Here is a 24,861-nt window from a genome sequence, read left to right on the forward strand (position 1 = left end):
ACATTTAGCTTACATCTACACAGCGCGAGCCTCCGCTTGTCGCGCCGCGGGCCGTCCGGTCGCGATCTTTGCCGGCGCCGGCGCTGTGGTTGCTCCCCCGGCACGGGATCGCAACAACAGCGCGTTGGTCTCGGCGCGCAATAGCGTGAAGACGCAAAGCGTCTCGACCAGTCTGTCGCTTTGCGAATTCAACCTCTCAGCCGCTGAGGTGTTTTCTTGCACCAGCGCAGCATTCTCCTGCGTCACGTCGTCGAGTTGCTCGACCGCCTGACTCACCTGCCCAATGGCTGCCGACTGCTCGAACGACGCGGTCGCGATCTGACCGACCAGATCCGTCATCGCCTCCACCTGCGACACGATATCTTCAATCGTCTCGCCTGCCGAATCGACCAGCCGCGCGCCTTCGTCGATCTGACCCACGCTATCGGCGATCAGCGCCTTGATCTCCGTGGCCGCCTGCGCACTGCGTTGCGCGAGCACCCTGACCTCGCCCGCGACCACCGCAAAACTGCGTCCTGCCTCGCCCGCACGGGCCGCTTCGACTGCCGCATTCAGGGCGAGAATATTGGTCTGGAAGGCGATGCCGTCGATGACGGACACGATGTCGCCAATCCTTCTGCTCGCTTCCGTGATTTCCTTCATGGTAGATATCACGTCGCCCACCACCTTCCCACCCGCCTGCGCGGTGTCCCGGGTCCGTGCCGCCAGTTCGCTAGCCTGCCGTGCGGTCTCCGCGTTGTTTCTGACGGTGGCGTTGACCTCTTCCATCGAGGCCGCAGTCTGCTCGAGGCTGGCCGCCTGCGTCTCAGTGCGCGACGAGAGATCGAGCGTGCCCGATGCAATCCCTGCCGTCGCCTGCTGCATCGCGTGCACGCCGTCGCGTACGTCCATGATGGTGGCCCGCATGTTGATGCTCACCCGGTTCAGTGTCCGCACAACATCGCCAATCTCATCGCTACGCGGGCTGCCGAACTCGGCGCTCAGATCACCCGCGGAGATCTCTGTTGCAAACTGGACCACTTCTCGCAAAGGCGCAACGATGGCGTGCAACAGATAGGCACCCACCGCGACGGTGGCCGCCAGTAGCCCCCACAAGGCCGCCCAGAATGACAGGGAAGTCACCTCGCCATTCAGCGCGAGCAGCGCTGCGGTTTCGATCAATCCCAAAGCAGTGACCGCGCCCCAGACGTGCCGTCTGAGACCGAGCGCGCGAATGTTGCTAATCGCTCTTCCCAGAAGGCTCAGGCGCGCGAGGCGCCCCTGCTTCCACCCGAATTTCTGCCGACCGGACCTTACTACGCGATACTGCGCCTCGGTCTTGCTGATCTCCTCAGCGGAGGCCTTCTCAAGCACCAGCAAGAAGCCGATATGCTGGCCGTGCGAGAGCAGCGGCGACGCATTCATACGGCTCCAGTAATCCACTCCATTCCTGCAGGAAACGTTGACGACGCCCGTCCAGGGCTTACCACTACGCAGTGCGGAAGCGAAGTCCACCACGACTTGCAATGGTACGTCTTTGAGCCGCTCTGCTGGCGGCATTGTCTGGAGTTCCTGGTTCGTGTACCCAGTCACGCGTTGATAGGCCGAATTGGCGTAGACGACACGAGACTGTACATCGATACAGATCACCATCAATTCTGAACCGAGAGTTTCACTAGCCCTCATTGGATTGCCGGGTCCGCCAACCATGCTGCTCCTCCTTGTTTTGTTGTTAAGTAATTCAACTAAATGGTTGACTCTGCGCAATGCGAGTCCTGGGCATGATATTACCGCGCTTTGGTCTCGCGAAATTCAGTGGGGGAGCAGCCGAACTTCATCCTGAACCAACGCGTAAAGGCGCTCGGCTCGGAAAAGCCAAGCAGGCCCGATATTTCCGACAGCGGACGTTCTCGACGCTCCAGGTATCTCAGCACGAGTTCCCCCCGTACGGCATCGAGGATCGACAGGTAGCTCACGCCTTCCTTTACCAGATGGCGGTGCATGGTTCGACGGCTCATGCCGAGCTGGCGCGCGATAGTGTCGTTCGAACTGCGCCCGGACGGCAGGAAGAGAAACACCAGCTTGCGGACCTCATCCGACAGTGGTACATCAGACTCCGTATCCACACTGCCGAGATATCGCCGGACATATCGGCCCATCACCGGGTCGGCGGACGGAAGAGGCAGGTCGAGGTCACGGACGTCACATACGATGCCCGAAAACGGCTGGCCAAACTTGACTCCGCTCCCCAGGACGCGAGCATGAATAGCACGACTGCGGGGTGCTTCGTGAGTAAAGCAGATCGTCTTCGGTTGCCAGTCGTCACCGAGGAAGAAGCGCAGCAGGCGCACCATGACGGCGACGGCCAGTTCGGTCACCTGCCGTACCGGCACGACCGCGCCGCTCAGCAGTTCCTCACGGATGATTGCGACGTCACCTTCTTCCTCGATCGCGATGAACAGTGCTTCGTTATGAAGATGGCGAAAGCGCGCGGCAGCGTTAAGCGCGTGGCGCAGTGTGGGCTCGTCGCGCACGTAGAGCGCAAGCGGGCCCAGATTGGATGCGCGCCGCGTCTGAGCCATGGTCAGCCCGAACGCTTCAATGCCGCTTCGCAGCGCGGAGAGTTCGAGCAGCAACGCGACCCGGTCGGCCGGAATCTTGAGGTCGGACTCGGTAAGGCTGGCAGCAGGCAGCCCCACTTCTGCCATCAGGCGATATGGGTCGAGTCCTGCCGCGCGCGCGGTTTCAGCGTACTGCGTCAGGCTGGCGCTGCGAACGAGTTTCGGCATCGGGGTCTTCCCGGGGTGGCCCAAAAGGATAAGCAAGTGACCCACAATGTCAAGCGACGCAGAGGGCTGCTCCATAGACTGGAGGTCATAGCGTGACACGGAAGCGGTGCAGGCAGGGGCTTCGTGCGACACGTGTTGATCCCGTACAGGAGAGTATGTCGATGAAATTCAACGAAGCAACAGCCACACCGGTTTGTGATGCCCTGCGCGCGACCGGCAACTGGAATCCGAGCTGGGAACCTTTTGCGGAACTCGATGCCGCATGGACAGAGAAATTCATGGCCATGGCGATGGCTCCGATCACCTCGGGCGTGCTTGATGCGAAGACAGTCGAGTTTCTCGCTATCGCCGTTGATGCGTCGTGCACTCACATGTATGGACCCGGGGTGCGACGTCATATCCGCAGGGCACTGGAACTTGGCGCGACCCGGGAGGAGATCACGGCTGTCTTGCAGTACGTGTCCGTCCTTGGTATCCATTCGATGAGTCTTGCTGCTCCCATCCTGATTGAGGAGGCCGCTGCGCACGAGCAAAGCCTAGTCGGCAAGGTGGGTGCGTGCAACAAGTGAATGCCTGCTCATAGCGATCCAGTGTGTCGGAACAGGCCTGCAATCCTCGTGGTTGCAGGCCGTTTTCTGTGCACCCACTGAAGCGCAACTGCACGAAGGCGACCGAATCTGGGGACCACTCGGTTGAGACTTGCTCAACGGAATGGTCTTGGGGGAAGAGGCTGCCCGGGCAAGCGGACGAGTGGCAGTGGGGGCGCTAATTGGTGTGTTGCCGGAGATAACGGCTGGTTGTAATTTCAACTTCTGGCTTTGCGAAAACCGGCGAGTGTGGTTACCCGTAGCTGTAGACACCGTGGCCGGTCTTTCGACCGAGGCGACGACCGCAACCAGTTCGCGCAACAGCGGGCAGGCATGGTACTTCGGATCGCCGAAGTTTTTCAGGAACACGTCCAGCACCGACAGAACGACATCGAGGCCAACGAGGTCGGCCAGCGCGAGCGGGCCGATCGGGTGATTGGCCCCAAGCTTCATGCCGGCGTCGATTTCGTCGGGGGTGGCGACGCCTTCGGGCCAGCACGAAGAAGGCTTCATTGATCATCGGCACGAGAATCCGGTTGACCACGAACCCAGGTGAGTTCTTGACTCCGATGGGCGTTTTGTCAAACCGTACGGTCAACTCGCGGATTGCCTCGGCGACCGCTTGGCTCGTGCGCACGCCACGGATAATCTCGACGAGCGGCATCATCGGCACCGGATTGAAGAAGTGCATGCCGATAAACCGCGACGGATCAGCGAGTGTCGCGCCCAGCGCCGTGATCGCGATCGACGAGGTATTCGACGCGATGATGGCGTCGGGTCGAGCCACGGCTTCGATCTGCTTGAGTATGCGGACCTTTAAATCGTTGTTTTCGGTGGCGGCTTCGATCACAAGGTCGACGTCGACGAGCCGCTGATAGTCGGTCGATGTCTCCATCCGGGCGAGGGAGGCCGCGCGTGCGTCCGCGTCCAGCTTCCCCTTCGAGACCAACCGTTCGAGGCTGCTGATCAGGGTCGCCACGCCCTTGGACAGGGCCGCTTCGGTCACGTCGATCATGACCACGTTCAGGCCGACCACGGCAGCGGTTTGGGCGATGCCATTGCCCATCGCGCCCGCGCCGACGATGCCTACACGTCCGATTTTCATCTGCAGGAATTCACTTACTGGATGTTTTTGAAGATGGCCGCGATGCCCTGACCGCCTCCAATACACATCGTGACGAGCGCGTAACGGCCTGCCGTGCGCTTCAGTTCATACAGCGCCTTGACGGTGATCAGTGCGCCCGTCGCGCCGATTGGGTGTCCGAGCGAGATTCCTGATCCATTAGGGTTGACCTTGGCAGGGTCGAGCTGCAACTCCTGCGTGACGGCGCAAGCCTGCGCAGCAAATGCCTCGTTCGCTTCGATGACGTCAATGTCGCCGATCTGCAAGCCCGCACGGTCGAGCGCGATCCGGGTTGCCGGCACGGGGCCAATGCCCATGTAGCGCGGATCGACACCTGCGTGTGCGTAAGACACCAGTCGTGCCATCGGCTTGATGCCACGCCGCTCGGCGACTTGCCGGTCCATCATCAGGACGGCGGCCGCGGCGTCGTTGATACCCGATGCGTTACCGGCCGTGACGGTGCCGTTTTCCTTCTTGAAGACAGTGTGCATGGCAGCGAGTTCGGCCGGGTCGATTTCTGTGCGCACGTGCTCATCGGTATCGAACACGACTTCCTTGCCCTTGACCTTGCGCTTGATCGCGAGGATCTGTTCCTTGAACCGGCCCTCAGCGATCGCGTGCGCCGCGCGACGGTGCGATTCCAGGGCCAGTGCGTCCTGCTGCTCGCGCGTGATGCAGAACTTCTGCGCCACGTTTTCAGCGGTGACGCCCATGTGGACCGTTTCGAACGGGTCGTTTAGTGCGCCAAGCACCATGTCGATCAGTCGACTGTCACCCATGCGGGAGCCGAATCGCGCGTCCGTGGAGATATAGGGCGCGCGGCTCATGTTCTCGGCGCCGCCACCGATGGCTACTTCGGCGTCGCCGAGAAGGATCGTTTGTGCTGCGGAGATAATCGCCTGCAGGCCAGAACCGCACAGGCGATTCACGGTGAGGGCAGGGGTTGATTCGGCGATCCCACCGTTAATGGCAGCGACCCGCGAGAGATAGAGATCCTTGGGTTCGGTCGGGATGACATTGCCGAAAACGACGTGTCCAACCTGGTCACCGGCAACCCCCGCACGCGCGAGGACTTCGCGCACAACGAGCGCTCCGAGTTCGGTCGTCGGAATGTCTTTCAGGCTACCGCCAAATTTACCGATGGCGGTACGCACACCGCTGACAACTACTACTTCTCTTTCCATTACAAAACTCCCTGAATGTTGGTGTCCAAGAGACCTGCGTGGTTGGTCCGCTCTGACGAGGATATCGTGGGAATATCGAATCCGAGTGATATAGCAACGATATGCGCCTTGAGCACGGCGGCGCGGCATCCCAAAGAAGATGGGGTGACGGCGATGCTGGGGAATAGCGGAAATCAACGGCTGCTCGGCTGATTATGCTACAGCTTGGGGACTCGGTGTCCCGTTGTAAGACAGAAAGGAGAAAGTGCGGTGTCTCGCCCAGATTCCATGGGGACTCCTAGCTTGAAGGAGATAAATCAACGAATAAGGTTGTGATAGCAATCTGAAAGGATGGATCGGACACACAGGTTCTCCAGATTTCGGAAAATTGCCGTTAAAGTTGAAGCGGTAAGTATGAGTTCGTATGACCGACGCAGCTCTGCAAGGTAAATGCGATGCGCAATCCCTCGCGTGGCTATGTCAACTCCCGCACGTCGACTGCTGTACTGACCGCGGTATTCTGCGTTTCGCTATTTCACTTATCTGGACCGGCATAGGTTTGATGCTGCATGGGGTGCTCAAGTTTGTTGCCACTTCACCCGATGATGATGTCGGGGTGCTGCTATGTCGTTACGTAGCATTCGCAGGGTCGCTCGGCCGGGCGCGGCGCCGGAGATAGTTTCGCTAAAGGAGTGAACAAGATGGCGGTTGAAGATTTGACAGACGACGAGTGGGCGCTAATCGAGCAGCTGTTCTATGAGGAACCGACGCAGAGCGCACCAAGGACGACGCATCGAAGCTCGCGCGGTAGTCAACGCCGTGTTATGGCTGCTGTCGACGGGCAAGAGCTGCAACGCGTTGCCGGGCCGCTACCCCTCGTCGCCGACTTGCCGTCGCCGTTTCGACCAATGGCGGGCCGATGGCACGCTCGCTGAAGTGATCAAGCGGCTTGGCGAAAGCGGCCGCGACATCTCGCTCGACCGCGCCGGTGCAATGACGCTCAAGTGGCCGGCTCAGCCTCAGCGGCCTGGCCAGAACCGTACGCGCGGCGCGTTCCGGGCCAGTCCCCGGCGTCCTGGCGAGCGCCGGTCAAGACGCCCTGACGCGGCAATCCTTCCGCTAGACCGGTCCGCCTCGCAACTCGAAGGAGGCCAGGTGCGCCAGGCTTTTGAGCCGATTATCTCCCGTATCGTTTCCACTTATATTGTTGTCGTATCCTCCAATACATTGATAATTCAACATGTTAAGTGACTACTGAATCCAGATGCGACGGAACGTCGCTCTCGCGTTTGTGCCACGCATATAAACTTACAGATGGTAAGGCAAGAGGCACAACACAGGAGGTCATCGTGGTTGAAAGAGTTGGCAACGAAGTTCACTGGGATCCGCTAATAGCAATCGCCAGCGAGGAACTCGGGATTAACTATCTAACGGAGTCAGGCAAAGTCACGACAGACATTCGGCTCGTCCGGATATCGAGTCTTGCTAAGGCCCTTGAGCGCGCCTACGACTTTGGCTTGTTGATGGGCCACAGCGTCAGTCGGGCCGAACATGTGAAGACGAAGCGGTCCAAATTGACTTGTCGCGCGGAACAGGATTGGGTGCGGGCCGCGGCTAACGACATTCTCAGCACCTATTTGAGTTAATGCCGAAAGCAGGAGGTAATGATGGGCGGCAGAATCATAACTGGGAAAAACCTGGTGGATATCCGGATGCTGCGGGTCTCGGGCGTTGCTAACGCCGCTGGAGCAGCGCCTACCAGACGGGGCTCTTCGCTGGTTATAGCGTAAAAGGGTCCGAGGGAGCATAAACGGGGGGTACTGGTCTCCAACCTGAAGCTGATCCAGCCTGCAAGTGAGTTATGCCGTCATTCTTTTTCATTGAAACCAGGTTATGAACGCATCCAGAAACGATGATAAAACAACGATATGCATAGATTTTGTAGACGTTCGCCGCTGTCCAATTATAGGTGTGTAAAAATCGGGCGACGTGTAAGACGTATTACCGGTCCTGCAGGATGGTGCAGGTCAAACAATATCATCGGCATTAGGCTCGGCGGACGAGCGACAGCATCAGCAACGCGGGGACGCCTGGTTGCGACGTCGAAAGTCCGGTCGACTCCGAAAGCTCTGGCCAATACACCGGTGCACGCTCCCTCCCGAGCGGGTGTCGACCACTATTCGAATCTCACGCACTCAACGATCTCGTCGGCGGCCCTGCCGCGTAATCTCGCCCCGCTCTCGAAAGCTTCTCCAGGCGAAGCCCATGGTGCGCCGACTCCGCGGCGGAGACTTATAATTCCGCCACATAAAGCCAACGAGGAGTAGCGCCATGGCAAAAAGGTCTTACGAAGAGATTCAGGCACAGATTCTGGAATTGCAACAGGAAGCACAGGAAGCGCGCATTGATGAGCGCAATGACGCCATCAAGAGAATTCTCGCGGAGATGGCGCGTTTCGACATTACGGCCGACGAGCTACGCGGCCTGGTCCCAGCCGGACGCGTCGGTACGCTGGCAAAGAATGATGGCGTGGCAAAAGGTGCCCAAAAGGAGGCGTCGGCCGCGACTAGCGCCTCCGACGAGTCTCCAGCCGTCAGAATGCTCCTGGACGCCGGCATCGATTTCCGACGCAAGTCGCCGACACCGATTGCCCCACCAGCCCAGGGAAAGCTGGCGCCCAAATATTTTGATCCCAAGACCGGTGCTACCTGGAGCGGCGTTGCGCGGCCGCCGGCCTGGATCAAGGATGCAAAAGACCGCTCAGTGTTTCTCATCGAGAAGGGCGAAACCCTCGTTACGCACTCAAAGCCCGCCAAAAAAGCCGCAACCAGGGCGGCTCGCAGAGCTCCCGAGAAGATCGCGCCGCGAAAGGTCGCAGCAAAGGGCGGCAGCAAAGCAAAAGGTACCGCGTCGCGCTAGGTTCGCCTCCATTCCCGGAGGCCGCGGCCCTCTCCCGTTGATTGGAAGCGTACTTTGCTGGCGATCGTACCGTCGTCCCCGCACCGCACACGATGTCCCGCCCGAGTGCGCGTAAATTCGTCCGGTTTCCTCGCATCGCTGTACGACGGCCAGATGCGGAGCCGTAGCAGGCGAGTGTTTCCCGTACATCGTTGGTAGGCCACGCGGCAAGGGCGACAGCACGAGCCCGCCATCCTCGTAGCGCATAGGAACATCGGCGCGTTCCCCGCTTTATGGCGCCGATCGCGCGATGTATCTCGCCCGGCGCAACGGTCGCAACCGTCTGGAAGCCGGCGCGGGCGATTCCAGATCAAACGCTGCAACTCACGCATGGACGGCTCGCACCGCGCCATTCATTTCGATGATTGACTGCTCCGCCAGTCACGCGGCGTCATGCTGAATCGTGAAAAGAACCAGTTCGTAAACGATCCCTGTTGCGTGTAACCCAACAGGGTCGCGACCCGTCCGATTGGATAGCGCGGATTGCTCATGTAACGCACGGCAAGTTCGCGCCGGACTTCCTCGACCAGTTCGGAGAAGCTTGTATTGTCCGATTTCAGTTGGCGCTGCATCGTGCGTACGCTCTGACCCAGATGGCGGGCGACGAGCTCAGTTGTGGCCTGCTCGAGTGGCAGCAGCAGATAGATTGCCTTGCGCACTTCCAGCGCCGCTGAATGCGCACCCGTCATGTTCAGCGGAGCGGCGAGGCTTTCGGCATAGCGCACCAGTTCCGGGTCAGCGGCCGGATTTGGGTAGTCGAGATCGGCGGCAGCGCATACGAACCCGTTGAAATCACTGCTGAACTCCAGCGGACAGCCGAAGAAGCGTCGATGAAATGTCAGGTCTGCGGGTCTTGCGTGAGTGAAATGGACTGCGCGTGGTTTCCAGTAGTTGCCGAGAAGGGCGCTCGAATGTCGCGCGAGGACACCGAGCGCAAGTTCTATCGCCTGTCTCGTCGGCGTGCCAGGTTCAACGACGAGTTCCTCGCGAATGGTGACCGTTTGGCCTGCGTCCTCGACGTAGACGGCCAGCGCCTCGTTGAGCAGGTGCCGATATTCGGCTGCGGCGAGCAGCACCTCGCGCAGCGTGCGCTTATGCGCGAGCAGGACATTGACCATGCCGGTACCGAACTTCTGCCGGGTTTCAGCCATTTGCAGTGCAAGAGTCGGGCACGCCCCCTTTTCGGCCGAGAGTTCCATCAGGCGGCAGCAGGCGGCGGCCGGAACGCGATCGTCCGGATTGGCTAGAGCCGCGGCGTCGATCCCCACCTGCTGCGCGAGCTCGACCGGGTTCAGCCCGAGCCGCCGCATCACGTCGAAGTACCCGCTCATCGCTACCGACCGCAGCATCGTTTCCATCGCTTTCCCCTCCGCTTCCGACAAGCTGCGCCTCACTCCCGGTCATGGCATGCCCGCTCCGCGCAAACACTGGCGTTAACACCGAGTGGCATGGACCGCTAAAACGATGGCGTCTATTCATAAAAGTGTAACCCGCGATTGCCGTATCGTGCCGTCAGGAAGGTTCGTTATGTTCCGACCAGCTTACGCGCGATCTGTCGCGGCACGGCAAGCCAGTCACCCATATCTGGAGATAAAAGATGCAATTTCTCGACGATTCGCTGCACCCTGAGAATCACGACAAGGTAGTCATCACCACAGCGCCGTACGGCCCGGAATGGATGCCCGAGGACTTCCCGGAAGACATCCCCGTGACGATGGACGAGCAGATCCAGAAGGCCGTCGATTGCTATAACGCCGGCGCCACGGTCCTGCACCTGCACGTGCGCGAACTGGACGGCAAGGGCTCGAAGCGCCTGTCGAAGTTCAATGAACTGATCGCGGGTGTGCGCGCGGCAGTGCCCGACATGATCATTCAGGTCGGTGGCTCGATCTCGTTCGCACCGGAAGACGACGGACAAGCCGCGAAGTGGCTGTCCGACGATACGCGCCATATGCTGGCCGATCTCGATCCGAAGCCCGATCAGGTGACGGTCGCGATCAACACCACGCAGATGAACATCATGGAGCTGCTCTATCCGGAGTATCTGGCAGGCACCTCGCTTTCCAATCCCGCGTTCATGGCCGCCTATAGTGAAATGACGGTGCCGGCTGGCCCCGCCTGGGTCGAGGAACACCTGCGCCGCCTGCAGGCTTCGGGCATCCAGCCGCACTTCCAGCTCACGGGCATCCACGCGCTCGAAACGCTCGAGCGCCTCGTGCGCAAGGGCGTGTACAAGGGCCCGCTGAACCTGACATGGATCGGTATCGGTGGCGGCTTCGACGGCCCCAATCCATTCAACTTCTTCAACTTCGTGCATCGCGCGCCGGATGGCTGCACGCTCACCGCCGAGTCGCTGCTGAAGAACGTGCTGCCGTTCAACATGATGGCCATGTCGATGGGCCTGCATCCGCGCTGCGGCATCGAGGACACGATCATCGACCAGCACGGCAAGCGCTTCTCGTCGGTGCAGCAGATCGAGCAGTGCGTGCGCGTTGCGCGTGAACTCGGCCGCGAGATCGCCAGCGGCAAGGAAGCACGCGAGATCTATCGCATCGGCGTGCAGTACGAGACGGTCGAAGAGACGCTGGCCGCCAACGGCATGGCGCCGAACCGCAAGACCGGCGTGAAGAACCTGCCGCTGCGCGCGGCGTGACGGATTGGAACCCGGCCGACCGCTTCAGCGGATACCGGGTTTCAAAGGGAGGACTCCTCGGCAAGCGCCGGGGAGGGTAACGGGGCATCCATAATCGGTCCCTTTGCCCTGACGGGCAAAGACGGCTGCAAACGAGATAGACGGGAAGGAGACAAACCATGCTCATGCAACATGCCGAGCCCACCGCGGGCGGCGTTTCAGCAGCACAATCGGACGTGCCCACCTATGCGTGGGTCGTGTTTGCGTTGACGGTCGGGTTGCTGCTCTCCGACTACATGTCGCGGCAGGTGTTGAATGCGGTGTTTCCGCTGTTGAAGGCCACATGGAACCTTTCCGACACACAGCTGGGTTCGCTTAGCAGTGTGGTCGCGCTGATGGTCGGCGTCCTGACTTTCCCGCTGTCGGTGCTCGCCGATCGCTGGGGCCGGGTGAAGAGCATCGTGCTGATGGCCGCTCTGTGGAGTCTCGCGACACTGGGGTGCTCGCTCTCGAGCAACTACGGTGAAATGCTGCTCGCGCGCGCTTTCGTCGGCATCGGCGAAGCCGCGTATGGCAGCGTCGGTCTCGCGCTTGTCCTGAGCATCTTCCCGGCACGTCTGCGCTCCACGCTCACGGGCACCTTCATGGCGGGCGGGGCGTTCGGCTCGGTGACGGGCATGGCTGTCGGCGGCGGGGTCGCGGCTCATTTGGGCTGGCGCCCGGCCTTCGGTGCCATGGCGGCATTGGGGATGATCCTGGTCATCGTCTACCGGATTGTCGTCACTGAAAAACGGCTCGCACCGCTGAAGTCGGAAACCGTGGGCGCGCAGGCAACAGGGTTCGGCGTACGCATGAGTTTCAAGACGCTGATGAAGGGGCTTTTCTCGACGAAGTCTGTCGTGTGTGCCTATGTCGGCAGCGGTATCCATCTGCTTGTTCCCGCGGCAGTGTGGGCGTGGATGCCGAGCTTCCTGAATCGCTATTACGGCATGGCCACCGGCAAGGCTGCGATGGCCGCTGCAGCGTTTGTGCTGGTGACGGGCGTTGGCATGGTGGTATGTGGAAACCTTGCCGACCGCCTCAGCAAGAACTCGCGAGAAAAGAAGTGGGCCGCCGCGATCGCTTACTGTGTGACCTGCTTCACGCTGCTCGCGATCGGTTTCCGCCTGCCGGCGGGTACGTTGCAGCTCGTGGTGATCGGCGCCGGCATGTTCTTCAGCGCAGGCGCGAGCGGCCCGTCGGGTGCGATGGTGGCTAACCTCACCCCGCCGTCGATTCACGCATCGGCGTTTGCGACCCTGACGCTGGCGAACAATTTTCTCGGTCTGGCTCCCGCAGCCGTCCTGACGGGGATTGTCGCCGACCGGATCGGGCTGCTCGGCGCGTTGCAACTCGTTCCGTTTGCGCCCCTCATTGCGGCTACCGCATTTTTCATCGGCAAGCGGAACTATGCCGTCGACCTGGATCGCCTGAACGCGCTGCGTGAGCAGGCCGTGCGCTGAGCGGAACTCTCACCTCCGGCGCCGTTCGCTCGCTTACCACGCGACGGCGCCGGTCGTTGAAGGATTTGCGTGATATTGCAACTTGTTTAGACACAACACTGATCTGGCAAAGACGCCTACGGTAGGTCGAAATTTTCCGCCGCAGGCGTAGTCGATTTTGCAGTTTGAGTAACGAATAGGAGATTCAGCGTGGCAAAGGCAGTACGCTTTCATGAAACCGGTGGTCCGGAAGTCTTGCGCTATGAGGACGTTGAAGTGGGCGACCCCGGCCTCGGCGAGGTGCGCTTGCGCCAGGAGGCCGTAGGCCTGAATTTCGCCGACACCTATTTCCGCAGCGGCCTTTACCCGGTTCCGCTGCCTTCAGGCATGGGCGTCGAGGCCGCAGGCGTGGTTGAGGCAGTCGGTGCCGATGTAACGAACGTCGCGGTCGGCGATCGTGTGACGTACACCGGCTTCATCAATACGCTTGGCGCCTACAGCACCGAACGCCTGATCCCGGCCGCGCCACTCATCAAGCTGCCCGACGCGATCTCATGCGAGACGGCTGCCGGTATGACCATGCGAGGCCTGACCTCGTCGTATCTGATGCGCCGCATTTACGACTTCAAGGCGGGTGACACCGTCCTGCTGCATGCGGCCGCCGGCGGTGTGGGCCTGATCGTGTCGCAATGGGCGAAGCTGCTGGGTCTCACCGTGATCGGCACGGTTTCGACCGAAGCCAAGGGCGAGGTGGCCCGCGCCCATGGCTGCGACCACATCATCTATTACGGCCGGGAAGACGTCGCGAAGCGAGTGCGCGAACTGACCAGCGGCGCCGGCGTGAGCGTGGTGTTCGACAGCGTCGGCAAGGACACCTTCGAAGGGTCGCTCGATTCGCTCAAGCGCCGCGGCCTGATGGTCTGCGTCGGCACCGCTTCGGGCCCGATTCCGCCGTTCAATCCGCAGATTCTGGCGATGAAGGGCTCGCTCCACCTGACCCGCCCGGCGCTGGCCGACTACATTGCCGACCCCGCCGAGAAGAACGAGCTCGCCGGTGAAATTTTCGGGCACATCGCCTCGGGACGCATCAAGATCGAGCTGAATCAGCGCTACGCGCTCGAGGATGCAGCGCAAGCCCACCTGGACCTGGAATCCCGCAAGACGACGGGTTCGTCGGTCTTCGTCATTTGAGGAGCTAGCCATGCGAGTCGAACAACTGACGTGCTCGATCGGCGCCGAACTGATAGGGGTGAATCTCGCCCACGCCATCTACGACGATGGCCTGTTTGCCCAAATCCGCTCGGCGCTGCTGAAGCACCGGGTGCTGTTTCTCCGCGACCAGGACATCTCGCGCGCCGAACACGTGGCATTTGCGCGCCGCTTCGGCGAACTGGAAGACCATCCGGTCGCGGGCAGCGATCCGGAAAATCCGGGCCTCGTGCGTATCTACAAGACCCCGGATCAGCCCAACGACCGTTACGAAAACGCGTGGCATGCCGACGCCACCTGGCGCGAAGCGCCGCAGTTCGGTGCCGTGCTGCGCTGCGTCGAGTGTCCGCCCGTCGGCGGCGACACGATGTGGGCGAACATGGTCCTCGCCTACGAGAAGCTGCCGGCGTACGTGAAGGCTCAGATCGCGGACCTGCGCGCGCGCCACAGCATCGAGGCGAGCTTCGGTGCCGCGATGCCGATCGAAAAGCGTCTCGCGCTGAAGGCGCAATTTCCGGACGCGGAGCATCCGGTCGTGCGCACGCATCCGGAAACGGAGGAGAAGGTGCTGTTCGTGAGCGCTTTCACGAGCCATTTCACGAACTTTCATACGCCGGAGCGAGTGCGCTTCGGGCAGGACGCGAATCCGGGCGCGGGCGATCTGCTGCGCTATCTGATCAGCCAGGCGTACATCCCCGAGTACCAGGTGCGCTGGCGCTGGCAGCCCAATAGCGTGGCGATCTGGGACAACCGCAGCACGCAGCACTACGCGGTGATGGACTACCCGCCGTGCCATCGCAAAATGGAACGCGCCGGCATCATCGGCGACAAGCCGTACTGAACTAGCAGGTAGCTTCCCATGAATTACGAATTGAAACCGACCATTCTGATGGTGCCCGGCTTGCGCGACCACGTCGCGGAACACTGGCAAACCCTGTTGGAGCAGAAGTTGCCCAAGGCGCTCTCGGTGCCGCCGCTCGAGCACGACAAGCTCAGTTGCGCGGCCCGCGTTGCGGCGCTCGACGCGGCCCTCGCGAAAATCGACGGCCCGGTTATCCTGGTCGCGCACAGCGCGGGCGTGATGATTGCGGTGCATTGGGCGCAGCAGCACAGCCGCAAGATTCACGGCGCGCTGCTTGCCGCTCCGGCCGACCTCGAGACGCCGCTGCCGGCCGGCTATCCGGCCATCGATGCGCTGGCCCAGAACGGCTGGCAGTCGATCCCGCGCAAACCGCTGCCGTTCCCGAGCATCGTCGGCGCCAGTCGCAACGATCCGCTCGCGCAGTTCGAGCGGGTGTCCGCGATGGCAAAAGACTGGGGCAGCCGCCTCGTCGACCTCGGCGAAGTGGGTCACCTCAACCCCGCCGCGGGCTTTGGTGAATGGCCGATGGCAGAGAGCCTGATCCATGAACTCATCTGACCCGAAGCGCGCCACCCAGCCAGGCATTGAGACGGCCGAGCGTCCCCCCATGACGATCGAGGTGTTCTTCGATTTCATCTGCCCGTGGTGTCTGATCGGCAAACGCAATATGGACGCGGCCGTGCGCCGCTTTGCCGGGTTGCGGCCCGATGTGCCGCTGGCGGTGCTGTGGCGCTCCCATCAACTCCTTCCCGATACGCCGCTCAATGGCAAGGATTACCAGGCGTTCTATCTTGATCGCCTGGGTAGTCCCGAGGCGGTGGCGGCAAGGCGCGCGCAGGTGCAGCGCGCAGGCTACCACGCCGGCGTCGAATTTGCGTTCGACCGGATCGGCGTGCTGCCCAACACCGCTGCCGCGCACCAGCTCGTTGCTTATGCAGCCAGCCGCGGCAGCGAGGCCCAACTAGCCTCATTGATCGATCGCATGTTCACCGCCTACTTCATGGAAGGCGAGAACATTGGTGAGCCGCGGATCCTTGAGCAGCTCGGACTCGAGTGCGGTCTGGACTACGCAGGCCTGACAGATCATCTGGCCGAATCGGGCCGGCACATGTTGCACTCCAGCCATCGCGTGAACGGCGTTCCGCACTTTGTGTTCAACGCCGGCTACGCGCTTTCGGGAGCCCATTCTCCCGACGCGATCTTCGAAGCCATGGTGCTGGCGGTCCGAGACTAAAGGAACGCAGAGTGTCACGTCAGATATCGGTTGGAACGGTCGATGAACTCGCACCAGGGCAACGCAAGCTGGCCTTCATCGATGGCCGCAGCATTGTCCTGTTCAACATCGCCGGCGCGATCCACGCAATTGATAACTCGTGTCCCCACAACGGTGCGTCGCTCGCGAGCGGTCAACTGGAGGGATGCATGCTGCGCTGTCCGGCGCACGGCCTGCGCTTTGACTTGCGCACGGGATCCATGGCGGGGGCGGGCGGCCTGAGCCTGACGACTTTCCCGGTCCGGGCCGTTGACGGACAACTGGTCGTGAGTCTCGACGGGCCCGCCGCCAGTCCGACACATGCATGAGGGTGCGACGACGTCATCCAGGCGCGGGACCATACAACTATTCAGGAGAAAGGGATGCAAGGTTTGATGATGCAGCAACCGTTACTGGTCGCTTCGCTGCTCGCGCACGCTGAACGCCATCACGGCGGACAAGAAATCGTGTCTCGACGTGTCGAAGGGGACATTCACCGGTATCGGTATCGGGATCTTGCGCAACGCGCGCGCCGCATGGCAAACGTCCTGGAAGGCCTCGGCGTCAAGCCGGGCGAGCGGGTAGGGACGCTGGCGTGGAACGGTTACCGGCACATGGAGTTGTACTTCGCCGTGTCGGGATCCGGGTCCGTGCTGCATACGCTCAACCCCCGACTGCACGTCGACCAGCTCGCGTACATCATTGAGCATGCGGAAGATCGCGTCGTATTCTTTGACGCGACGTTTCTGCCGCTGATCGAGAGCGTTGCGCCGCGCGTTAAAAGCCCCAAGGTATTCGTGGCGATGACTGATCGCGCGCACATGCCGCAAGCGAACGACCTGACCGGCATGCTGATGTGCTACGAGGATCTGCTCGAGCTGCACGACGACGTTTTCGAATGGCCGCTGCTCGATGAAAACAGCGCGTCATCGCTGTGCTACACGTCGGGCACCACCGGCAATCCGAAGGGTGTGCTGTACAGCCACCGCTCGACCCTCCTGCACACGTACGCGGCGGCGCTGCCCGACTCGCTCAACTGTTCGGCACGCGACGTGATCCTGCCTGTCGTGCCGATGTTCCATGTGAACGCGTGGGGGTTGCCATACATCGCCTGCATGGTCGGCGCGAAGCTGGTGTTCCCGGGTCCGGCGCTGGACGGCAAGTCGCTTTACGAACTGATCGAGGCGGAACAGGTCACCCTGTCCGCGGGCGTCCCGACGGTCTGGCAAGGCCTGCTCACGCACGTCGGCGAGCGGCAGGAGACCTTCGCGTCGATGCGGCGCACGATTATCGGCGGCGCCCCTTGTCCGACGGCGATGACCGCGCAGTTTCAGGAGCGTTATCAGGTCGACGTACTACACGCATGGGGCATGACGGAATTGAGCCCGGTGGGCACGGTTTGCAGTTTTAAGCCGCATCAGTTGTCGTTGTCCACCGAGGAGCGCTACACGGTTCAGGCGAAGCAGGGACGCTCGGTGTTCGGCATCGACATGAAGATCGTCGGCCCGGACGGCGAAGCGCTGCCGTGGGACGGCCACGCGGCCGGCGACCTGCTGGTGCGCGGCCAGTGGGTCACGCGGCAGTATTTCGGCGCCGGCGACGGCGACGCGTCGCCGCTGCGCGACGGCTGGTTCCCGACCGGCGACGTGGCAAAGATCGATCCAGACGGCTTCATGCAGATCACCGACCGCAGCAAGGACGTCATCAAGTCTGGCGGCGAATGGATAAGTTCCACCGACATCGAGAATGTCGCCTGCCTGCATCCGGAAGTTGCCACTGCGGTGTGCATCGCCGCGCGGCATCCAAAGTGGGACGAACGGCCGCTACTGTTAATCGTGAAGAAGCCCGGCAGTGCTCTGGGCGGCGGCGAGATGCTCGCGTTCTTCGACGGCCGCGTTGCGAAATGGTGGACACCCGACGCGGTGGTGTTCGTCGAGTCAGTTCCGCTGGGCGCGACCGGCAAGGTCCTCAAGAACCAGTTGCGGGACCAGTATCGGGACTACTACCTGTCGGCCTGACACGCCGACCCGGCAGCAACATGGCTTGCTTCGAGCAACAATCACGAAAGCCGCCGGGTCCACCCCGCCGCGCCACCCGGAGGAGAAGGCACGAAATCGAAGTTGAGCAGCACGGCGGCGCGCCGAACTTGGGGCACGTCTATCAACTCAAGGACGGCGGCATCATTTCCAGCTACTGGGGCCTCAAGGGAAGCGAAGAGGTCGGCGGCGGCTACAAGATCAACTTCAAGCTGCAGGGCACGTTCAACACCATGAACGGCAAGTTTGGCCTGGCCGACACCCAGGGCACGACCGCGATTTTCAACCAGTTCGCGACGATCGGGGCATCCGGTCCGTTCGGCACGTTCGACGCCGGCCGGCGGATCACCCCGATGATCTACGCGATGGCGGAGACTGACGTGCGTGGCGCCCAGTATTTCGGCAGTATCCTGACTGCGTGGCTGGGCATGAATCAGGCGGCCGGATGGCCCGGCACCAGCACGAACACCCCGATCGGCGCCCTTTATGACAGCAATGCGCTGGTCTACAATTCGCCGAAATTCTATGGGACGTCGCTTGCGCTCGAGTACGCGCCGGGCGGGGTCGCGGGCCAGTTCCAGGGCGGCACGCGCGAGTCGGCGGTTCTCAAGTTCTCGAACTACGGTCTGAATCTGTCGGCCGTGTATTACAACGGGCATGACACCAATCCGTTCCCGCTGACCTATCCCGCCGCTCCGGCTGTGTCCGCAACGGGTCTTGCCAACAATCGCTTCATCTATTTCGGTGCGCTGTACACGATTGACCGATTTTCGATATCCGGTTTGTACAGCATCGGCAAGAACCCGGCGAAGAGTAACAGCTTGAACCAGACGATCATCCATGGTGCCCTCGTAGCGCCGGGCGTATCTACCACGGCAGCCATGATCGGCATCCGCCACACCTTCTGATTCCACCACCCCTCCACAACTGGAGCAATTGATGCAGAACAACAAGACATTCAGGATGGCTGTCGGAACATTGATGGTTGCAACGTCCATCACCACATGGGCCCAAAACGGCGAAACGGCCAGTGCGGCGAGCGCGTCGGCGATGGCGGCGTCGGGCACCGCGGCGCCGGCCACCGGAAGAAAAGCGAATCGTGCCCTTCGCCGGAAGATTTATGCCGCGATCGGGAAGCACAAGGAGATCAGCGCCGGAAATATCAGTGTTACGGCAAAAGACGGCGCAGTGACGCTGAATGGCACCGTCACGGAGGCTTCCCAGGTCGACAAGGTCGCGGAAATCGCGAAGGGTGTTCCAGGAGTCACTTCGGTGGCCAACAAGCTTACGGTGCGCAAACCATTCGGCGGCATGTAAGCTTGCTGTCGCCAGCCCATGAGGACTCGGCCCCGGCGACTTCTCACCATCCGTGTATCCGGGCGCGGAACTTGGGAGTGGGGGCCGCGCGATTTATTTGGCTCCCGGCGCGCCCGGCCCGGTATGTGGCCGCTCAGGCGTCGGTGAATGGTTGATTGATAAAGCAGCCTTGAGCCGGCAGCCTACGAGCAATACGCGGGCCGCCTGAAATCAGATGGCCTCCCATCCGTGGGCCGCGAGAATCTTGTCCAGCAGGTAACGCAGCGCCTCGCTTTCCGGCTCGCTGAGACACTGGTAGAGCTCTGTGTCCCGCCGATCAATCGTGGGGGCAACCTTTTTGAAGATTTTGCGTCCGTCGGATGTCAGCGAAATGATCACGCTGCGTCCATCCTGGTCGCTGGCCGTGCGCCCGAGAAACCCCTTGGCGAGCAGGGCATCAACTGTGCGACTCGCCTGACTCTTGTCCAGATTGGCGCGGCGGGAAATATCCCTGATGGTCTGCGGGCCGAACGTACCGAGCACGCCGATGATGCTTGCCTCCGGATAGGGCACGCCAAGTTTCTCTCGGGATAATTCGGCGCTCATGCGATCGGCGATTTTGTTTAACGCCTTTATTCGGTAGGTCAGGGATTCGTGAGGTCCGGACTCGATGATCGACATGATGTCATTCAGAAATGGATGAAACGCAAGGTTGCGGGATGCAAGCCCATTATCTTGCCCGGACCCACGCAGGCGGTCAAATTTTACGCGCGGAGCCGCTTGGCTTCGCAGGCGATCTATGTGGCGCCGGCCGCTTGGCCAAGAGTGCCCCGTGTCGGACGTTAGTGCCCCTTGTAAGTCAGTCCGGAAAGAGCAAAGCCGCCTCGCGCGCGCGGGCGGCTTCGGATGGAGACGGAAGACAGCACCGAGGTTCGCGAGCAGACGGCTCGCGAACCCGGTTCCAAAATCAGAAGGAGTGGCGGATCCCCACGTTGCCTGCGGCGGTGTTCTTCCCCACTGCCACCGGGCTGCCGTAGGTAATCTCCTGGTTCATCGCGCCGCGGTTGGAGACGTAGCCTACCTGAGCGTAAAGCGACGTCCTCTTGGAAAGGTTGTAGTTGCCGCCCAGCACGTACAGGGTCGACTGGTTCTGGTTGTGCTTTTCGTCCTTCACGTAGTAGACGCCCGACGTGATGTCGAACGAGGGGCTAAAGCGATACCCGATACCGCCCGTCAACATGTCGAAGTCGCCCGAGATCGCGCCAATCGCGGGATTCCCGTTTGGAGCTGCCGGGTTGCGCCCGTTGCTCCACGAGCCGGACACGGACAGGCCGCGCCACGTGTACTTCGCGCCCAGGTACACGAAGCGGTTGTTGTTGAGGCCGGTCGCCGGATGGAGCGGGGTGGGACTGGCGCCAAGATAAGGGTTGGCGTCATGGCCGTTGTAGTAGACTGCATCGGCATTCAGACCGAAGTTCGAGTACTTGAGCACGGCGGATTCGCGCGTGCCGCCTTGGAACGCGCCCGGCGTACCGCCCGGTGCGTACTGGAGCGCGGCCGACAGACCATGGAAAGACGGCGAGTTATACACGATCGCATTGTCGTCATAAAGTGCGCCGATCTGGCCGTTCGTGCTCGTGCCTGGCCAGCCAGCCGCCGTGTTCATGGTCAACCATGCGGTCAGGACGCTGCCGAAGTACTGTGCGTTGCGCACATCCGTTTCCGCCATCGCGTAAGCCATTGGCGCGAACTGGCGACCGACATCGATCCGGCCGAACGGCCCCGACACGCCGACCGTCGTGACCTGCGTGAACATCGAACTTGCTCCCGGCGAGCTGGCCAGCCCGGACTTGCCGTTGCCGCTGTTAAACGTGCCCTGGAGCTTGAAGTTGACCTTGTAGCCGGCGCCGATGTCTTCCGTGCCCCTCAACCCGAAGATGCTCGCATAGACACCGCCGTCCTTGAACTGGAACACGTGGCCCAGGTTCGGGTTTGCTTTTGCATTCGGCAGAAAGTTTGCTGCCGAAGTGTTCTGCCAGAGCAGGCCCGAGTCAACTGCGCCATAGAGCGTCACCGATGACTGCGCGTGCGCGGATGCCGCGAACGCGAGAAGTGCTGCGGCTCCGGTAATCCTCAACTTCATGTGGTCTCCTGCGTAGCGTTGTTCAACCCTTAGGTACAGAACGCCCGTGCAACATATGGGCGCTGCATGTCTAGAGGAGCATACGTACAGCCACGCAGCTCGACTCCCCCACACCCTTGGGGGGGAGGGTTATCGGCAATACCGGGGCGCGGTAAGCGCTGGCCAGCCATATCCGGCACGGCTTTCGCGGCATCCTCAAGGCGACCGCGCACTGCCGGAAGGGGGCGACACCGCCTATCCGTGTTGCAACTTGGTGACAGAAAATGACGGGTTGCGGATATTTCGATCGATGGTTGCGATAACAACCACCATGGAAGCGTCCCAACGTATAAAGAGAAAAGGACCCGAGCCGGATCCATGGGCTAACCATGTCGCCCTTGGGACGGCGCCAGCGCGGCTTGTCGATTTAATTGACATCGCAACCGTCAGGGTCGCGCGGAATGGTGTCGCCTCTCTTCAGCTGTGGTTCCGGGGTGCTTCCCCCGTTCAGGTTTCCTGCAGCAGGCCCAGTAGCTGCGCGCGGCGCACGATTTGCCGGCGCGACGTCGCGTCGAGTTTGATGAAGAGGTTTTTCATATGCCACTTGACTGTCTCCTGGCCGACGCCCATCGCGAGTGCGATCTCCTTGTTGGTGAGGTGGCGGCTAGTCAGCTCCAGCACACTGCGCTCCTTCGGCGTCAGTACCATGCTGGGCGCTACGCGCGGCTCGGCATCCCGCCCTGGCGCGGGTGAAACGGCAACGGTTGGCGGCAGGGGTGGGCCGACATCGGCGAGGCGCGGCGCGCCATCCGCTCCGCGCTCATGCAACCATTCCGCGAACGCCGGATGAAGGTCGGGCGCCGTGAGACTCATTCCGTATGCCGCGCCCAGATCCACGGCCTCGCGCAGCAGGGCGGTTCCGCATTTGCCGAGACGGTCCAGCACGAAAGCGTGCAACGTAAGCAGATCGACGCCGACCGCGCCCAGCTTCATCGCCTCGGTGTCTTGCTGGGCCAACGCGAGAGCACGGTCGGCGGCAGTCCAGTCCTGCTCGGCAATTGCCACGAAAGCCTGCGCAACATGCTGATGCAGGAGCAGCGCACGACGCTTGAGGGGAGAATCGGCGGTGGCATGTTCCGCGACAATCTGTTCCAGTCGGCGAGCGAGCGTGCGGCAGGACGCCGAGCGGAAGCGACCACTGTGGAGCCTGATCTGTTCGGTCAGGCTCGCCACGCATAGCCTCGGCATGCGCCGCGCGGTGCCGATTGCATGGAGTGTCTCGAGCAGGTCGAAGGCCCGGTGCTCCGCGCCGGTGGCCGATGAGACCCGCGCGGCGGTGCGATAGGCGAAAATCACCGCGTCGGGTGTTCCGCTGCGTTCGAGCACATCCAGCCGGTTTGCCAGCAACGCGGCCGCTTCATTAAAATCGCCGCGTTTGAAACGTGTGGTGGCGAGCAGCGCGGCCATCATGCAGGAAAACGGGTGCCGGCGGCCAAGGTCGTCGTCTGCCTGGACAAGGGCCGGGCGCAGCGTGCGCTCGGCCGATAGCATCTGCCCCTGGAGCAGATAGCCGAGGCCCGTCGTGTAAGCGCGCCAGCGAACCACGTACCGATAGGCAGCGCTGGCATTCCCGCGCGGCATGTGCCGCCGGAGCTGGCGGGCCTTCGCGTACTCGCCCTCCATGACAGCTCGCACGGCGAGTCGGTTCGCATGAACCTGCAGGAGCCACGAGTCACTGACGGGCGGTGTATCACCCCAGCGATCGAGCAGTCGCGCGGCCCGGTCTGGCTCATCCGCGAAATAGGCGGCTGCGCTCAGAATGAGATCGATCTCGTAGCGCATCGCCTCGTCAGGCTCTGTGCTGCGCAGAATAGCCTGCGCCTGCTCTTCCGCCTCCTGCTGACGGTCGCTCTGCGCCAGCGCCCATGCCATGGCAAGCCGCAGGCGCGGATGGCGATCCAGGACAGGCTCCGGTAGCCATTCGAGCCATTCCAGTACAGCTACAAGTTGACCCTGAGTTACCGCATCGTGCAGCGATCCTTGCGCGAGCGTGTAGGCGGTTTCCTCCTGCCCGCACGCTAGCGCGTGGCGTGCCGCAGCTTCGGTCATGCCGTGGTCCGCCAGCCAATGCATCGCGCGGCGGTGCAGCTCACTGTGCGTTGCAGGCGGCAGGATAGTCAGATGCGCGCGTATTGCTTCACGTGCCATCGAGTGCATGCGATACCACTGACCGCGTCCTTGAGCACTGAAAAAGAGCGGCGTTTCGCGAGCGAGGCGCAAGAGCCGCTGCTTCGCATCCTTGGCTCCGGTGAGGGCTTCGCACAAATCTTCGTGCAGCAGGTCGACAATCGAAATACGGGTGAGGAACTCGGTGTCCTCGCTGCTTAGCCGTTCAAGGAGCGCCGTAATGAATTGCTCACGAATGCCGCCGGTGCTGCTGGCAAAGGCGTCGATACTCGCGACCGGGTCATCGCTGTCAGCGATCGCAGCAAGGGCAATCTGCAAGCCGAGTGGCCAGCCTTCCGCGATGTCGTGTAATCTGGCGCTCGCCTCAGCATCGGCATCGACCACGGCGCCCAACCGGCTGCCGATCAGCGCGATCGTTTCATCGAGGCGAAAGCGAAGCGCCGCGGCATCCACCGCTGCACACTGGCCATAGGGGCTCAGGCGTGCGATGACCTTCTCGAATCCAGCGCGCGAGGCAATCACGATGCGCAGGTTGGCCGGCAGATTCTCAAGCAGGTAGATGAGCGCTTCCAGACTAGCCTGCGGCAACTGCTCCGCTTCGTCGAGTATCAGCACAATATCGAGCGCGGTGCGAGCCACTTCGGCCAGCCATGCTGTGACTCCTTCAATCGGTGCATCTGGCAACGCGCCCCCTTCAAGCAGGCGTCTGCCGAATGCTGTGCGCCCTGATCCGGAGCGGACTGCCAGCGTCAGGCTCGCGAGCAGGCGCCTGGGGTCGTCGTGGCCGTCAATCGAGACCCACGCCACAGCGCTGCCGTGCATCAGGTATTCCTGGCGCCACTGGATCAACAGGGATGTCTTGCCGAACCCCGGCGGCGCCTGCACGATGGTCACGGCGCAATTGCGGAAACGCTCGCAGTCCGAGCTCAGGCGCGCGCGGGCAAGCATGTGCCGCGGCGCACGGGGCGGGCTGATCTTCAGAGTCGCTTCGGGGTTCGCGACAGATTGTTGATTGGTCATCCGATTGGGGCCGATAGTACCGTTGCCGAGCGTGCCGACGTTCACGGGAGGCGGGCAGGCTGAAAGGCCTGCTGATTATATAACGGACCATGTCCGGCGCTTTTTACGCATTTAGCGGGTTCTGCGGTCCGTTCCCCCCCAACCAATGGGGGGGATTTTTCGCAC

21 protein-coding genes and 1 pseudogene are annotated in these 24,861 nt (G+C 61.8%); 14 read left to right on the plus strand and 8 right to left on the minus strand.

Annotated features, from left to right (window positions below; all coding sequences use genetic code 11):
• Positions 1 to 15: 15 nt before the first annotated feature.
• Both OKW38_RS00885 and OKW38_RS00890 read right to left on the minus strand, forming a co-directional pair.
• Positions 16 to 1,689, minus strand: a complete 1,674-nt coding sequence (locus tag OKW38_RS00885) for a methyl-accepting chemotaxis protein (protein WP_244145161.1) — start codon at positions 1,687 to 1,689, stop codon at positions 16 to 18.
• Between the two features lie 77 nt (positions 1,690 to 1,766).
• The gene (locus tag OKW38_RS00890; protein ID WP_090811435.1) at positions 1,767 to 2,768 is read right to left on the minus strand and encodes an AraC family transcriptional regulator; all 1,002 of its coding nucleotides are present in this window, start codon (positions 2,766 to 2,768) and stop codon (positions 1,767 to 1,769) included.
• A gap of 161 nt (positions 2,769 to 2,929) precedes the next feature.
• Between OKW38_RS00890 and OKW38_RS00895 the strand changes: the two genes are divergently transcribed.
• The gene (locus tag OKW38_RS00895) at positions 2,930 to 3,337 is read left to right on the plus strand and encodes a carboxymuconolactone decarboxylase family protein (protein ID WP_429359570.1); all 408 of its coding nucleotides are present in this window, start codon (positions 2,930 to 2,932) and stop codon (positions 3,335 to 3,337) included.
• Between the two features lie 271 nt (positions 3,338 to 3,608).
• Here OKW38_RS00895 and OKW38_RS00900 read toward each other — a convergent pair.
• Together OKW38_RS00900 and bktB are read right to left on the minus strand one after the other, a co-directional pair.
• A pseudogene (locus OKW38_RS00900) lies at positions 3,609 to 4,460 on the minus strand (3-hydroxybutyryl-CoA dehydrogenase).
• A 14-nt stretch (positions 4,461 to 4,474) separates the two neighbouring features.
• Positions 4,475 to 5,662 (minus strand): beta-ketothiolase BktB, encoded by a 1,188-nt coding sequence (gene bktB / locus OKW38_RS00905; RefSeq protein WP_090811433.1) that lies wholly within the window; start codon positions 5,660 to 5,662, stop codon positions 4,475 to 4,477.
• A gap of 735 nt (positions 5,663 to 6,397) precedes the next feature.
• On the opposite strand from bktB, the gene OKW38_RS00910 reads away from it, so the two are divergent.
• From OKW38_RS00910 to OKW38_RS00920, 3 genes are all read left to right on the plus strand, one after another.
• Positions 6,398 to 6,892 (plus strand): transposase, encoded by a 495-nt coding sequence (locus tag OKW38_RS00910; protein WP_429359572.1) that lies wholly within the window; start codon positions 6,398 to 6,400, stop codon positions 6,890 to 6,892.
• A 98-nt stretch (positions 6,893 to 6,990) separates the two neighbouring features.
• Positions 6,991 to 7,287, plus strand: a complete 297-nt coding sequence (locus OKW38_RS00915; RefSeq protein WP_176079021.1) for a DUF6900 domain-containing protein — start codon at positions 6,991 to 6,993, stop codon at positions 7,285 to 7,287.
• Between the two features lie 685 nt (positions 7,288 to 7,972).
• Complete coding sequence (locus OKW38_RS00920) at positions 7,973 to 8,560, plus strand: H-NS family nucleoid-associated regulatory protein (protein WP_429359574.1); 588 nt, start codon at positions 7,973 to 7,975, stop codon at positions 8,558 to 8,560.
• 392 nt (positions 8,561 to 8,952) lie between these two features.
• Here OKW38_RS00920 and OKW38_RS00925 read toward each other — a convergent pair whose 3' ends face one another.
• Complete coding sequence (locus OKW38_RS00925; RefSeq protein ID WP_090811429.1) at positions 8,953 to 9,957, minus strand: AraC family transcriptional regulator; 1,005 nt, start codon at positions 9,955 to 9,957, stop codon at positions 8,953 to 8,955.
• A 239-nt stretch (positions 9,958 to 10,196) separates the two neighbouring features.
• Between OKW38_RS00925 and OKW38_RS00930 the strand changes: the two genes are divergently transcribed.
• The 10 genes from OKW38_RS00930 (at position 10,197) to OKW38_RS00975 (ending at position 19,388) form a co-directional block, all read left to right on the plus strand.
• Positions 10,197 to 11,252: a 3-keto-5-aminohexanoate cleavage protein gene (locus tag OKW38_RS00930; protein WP_090811427.1), complete on the plus strand. Its 1,056-nt coding sequence runs from the start codon at positions 10,197 to 10,199 to the stop codon at positions 11,250 to 11,252.
• 158 nt (positions 11,253 to 11,410) lie between these two features.
• Complete coding sequence (locus OKW38_RS00935; RefSeq protein ID WP_090811425.1) at positions 11,411 to 12,733, plus strand: MFS transporter; 1,323 nt, start codon at positions 11,411 to 11,413, stop codon at positions 12,731 to 12,733.
• Positions 12,734 to 12,922: 189 nt separating this feature from the next.
• On the plus strand, positions 12,923 to 13,903 hold the full coding sequence (locus OKW38_RS00940) for a quinone oxidoreductase family protein (protein WP_090811423.1): 981 nt from the start codon (positions 12,923 to 12,925) through the stop codon (positions 13,901 to 13,903).
• Between the two features lie 10 nt (positions 13,904 to 13,913).
• Complete coding sequence (locus OKW38_RS00945; protein ID WP_429359576.1) at positions 13,914 to 14,762, plus strand: TauD/TfdA dioxygenase family protein; 849 nt, start codon at positions 13,914 to 13,916, stop codon at positions 14,760 to 14,762.
• An 18-nt stretch (positions 14,763 to 14,780) separates the two neighbouring features.
• The gene (locus tag OKW38_RS00950; RefSeq protein WP_090811420.1) at positions 14,781 to 15,341 is read left to right on the plus strand and encodes an RBBP9/YdeN family alpha/beta hydrolase; all 561 of its coding nucleotides are present in this window, start codon (positions 14,781 to 14,783) and stop codon (positions 15,339 to 15,341) included.
• Positions 15,328 to 16,017 carry a DsbA family oxidoreductase gene (locus OKW38_RS00955; RefSeq protein ID WP_090811418.1) on the plus strand — a complete coding sequence of 230 codons (690 nt, stop codon included), beginning with the start codon at positions 15,328 to 15,330 and terminating at the stop codon, positions 16,015 to 16,017. The genes OKW38_RS00950 and OKW38_RS00955 overlap by 14 nt, the downstream gene beginning before the upstream one ends.
• Positions 16,018 to 16,028: 11 nt before the next feature.
• Positions 16,029 to 16,364, plus strand: coding sequence for a Rieske (2Fe-2S) protein (locus OKW38_RS00960; RefSeq protein ID WP_090811416.1), 336 nt, complete (start codon positions 16,029 to 16,031; stop codon positions 16,362 to 16,364).
• 54 nt (positions 16,365 to 16,418) lie between these two features.
• Entirely contained in the window at positions 16,419 to 18,053 is a 1,635-nt protein-coding gene (locus OKW38_RS00965; RefSeq protein WP_090811414.1) for a 3-(methylthio)propionyl-CoA ligase, read from the plus strand.
• A 20-nt stretch (positions 18,054 to 18,073) separates the two neighbouring features.
• Positions 18,074 to 18,979, plus strand: a complete 906-nt coding sequence (locus OKW38_RS00970) for a porin (protein WP_429359578.1) — start codon at positions 18,074 to 18,076, stop codon at positions 18,977 to 18,979.
• A 31-nt stretch (positions 18,980 to 19,010) separates the two neighbouring features.
• Positions 19,011 to 19,388 carry a BON domain-containing protein gene (locus tag OKW38_RS00975; protein WP_090811410.1) on the plus strand — a complete coding sequence of 126 codons (378 nt, stop codon included), beginning with the start codon at positions 19,011 to 19,013 and terminating at the stop codon, positions 19,386 to 19,388.
• Between the two features lie 210 nt (positions 19,389 to 19,598).
• On the opposite strand, the gene OKW38_RS00980 is transcribed toward OKW38_RS00975, so the two are convergent.
• The 3 genes from OKW38_RS00980 to OKW38_RS00990 form a co-directional block, all read right to left on the minus strand.
• Positions 19,599 to 20,048, minus strand: a complete 450-nt coding sequence (locus OKW38_RS00980) for a MarR family winged helix-turn-helix transcriptional regulator (protein ID WP_090811408.1) — start codon at positions 20,046 to 20,048, stop codon at positions 19,599 to 19,601.
• Between the two features lie 286 nt (positions 20,049 to 20,334).
• Positions 20,335 to 21,510 (minus strand): porin, encoded by a 1,176-nt coding sequence (locus OKW38_RS00985; protein ID WP_090811406.1) that lies wholly within the window; start codon positions 21,508 to 21,510, stop codon positions 20,335 to 20,337.
• A gap of 486 nt (positions 21,511 to 21,996) precedes the next feature.
• Complete coding sequence (locus OKW38_RS00990) at positions 21,997 to 24,741, minus strand: LuxR C-terminal-related transcriptional regulator (protein WP_429359580.1); 2,745 nt, start codon at positions 24,739 to 24,741, stop codon at positions 21,997 to 21,999.
• Positions 24,742 to 24,861 lie beyond the last annotated feature (120 nt).

This window comes from Paraburkholderia sp. MM5496-R1 (assembly GCF_050436205.1).
Lineage (GTDB): Bacteria > Pseudomonadota > Gammaproteobacteria > Burkholderiales > Burkholderiaceae > Paraburkholderia > Paraburkholderia tuberum.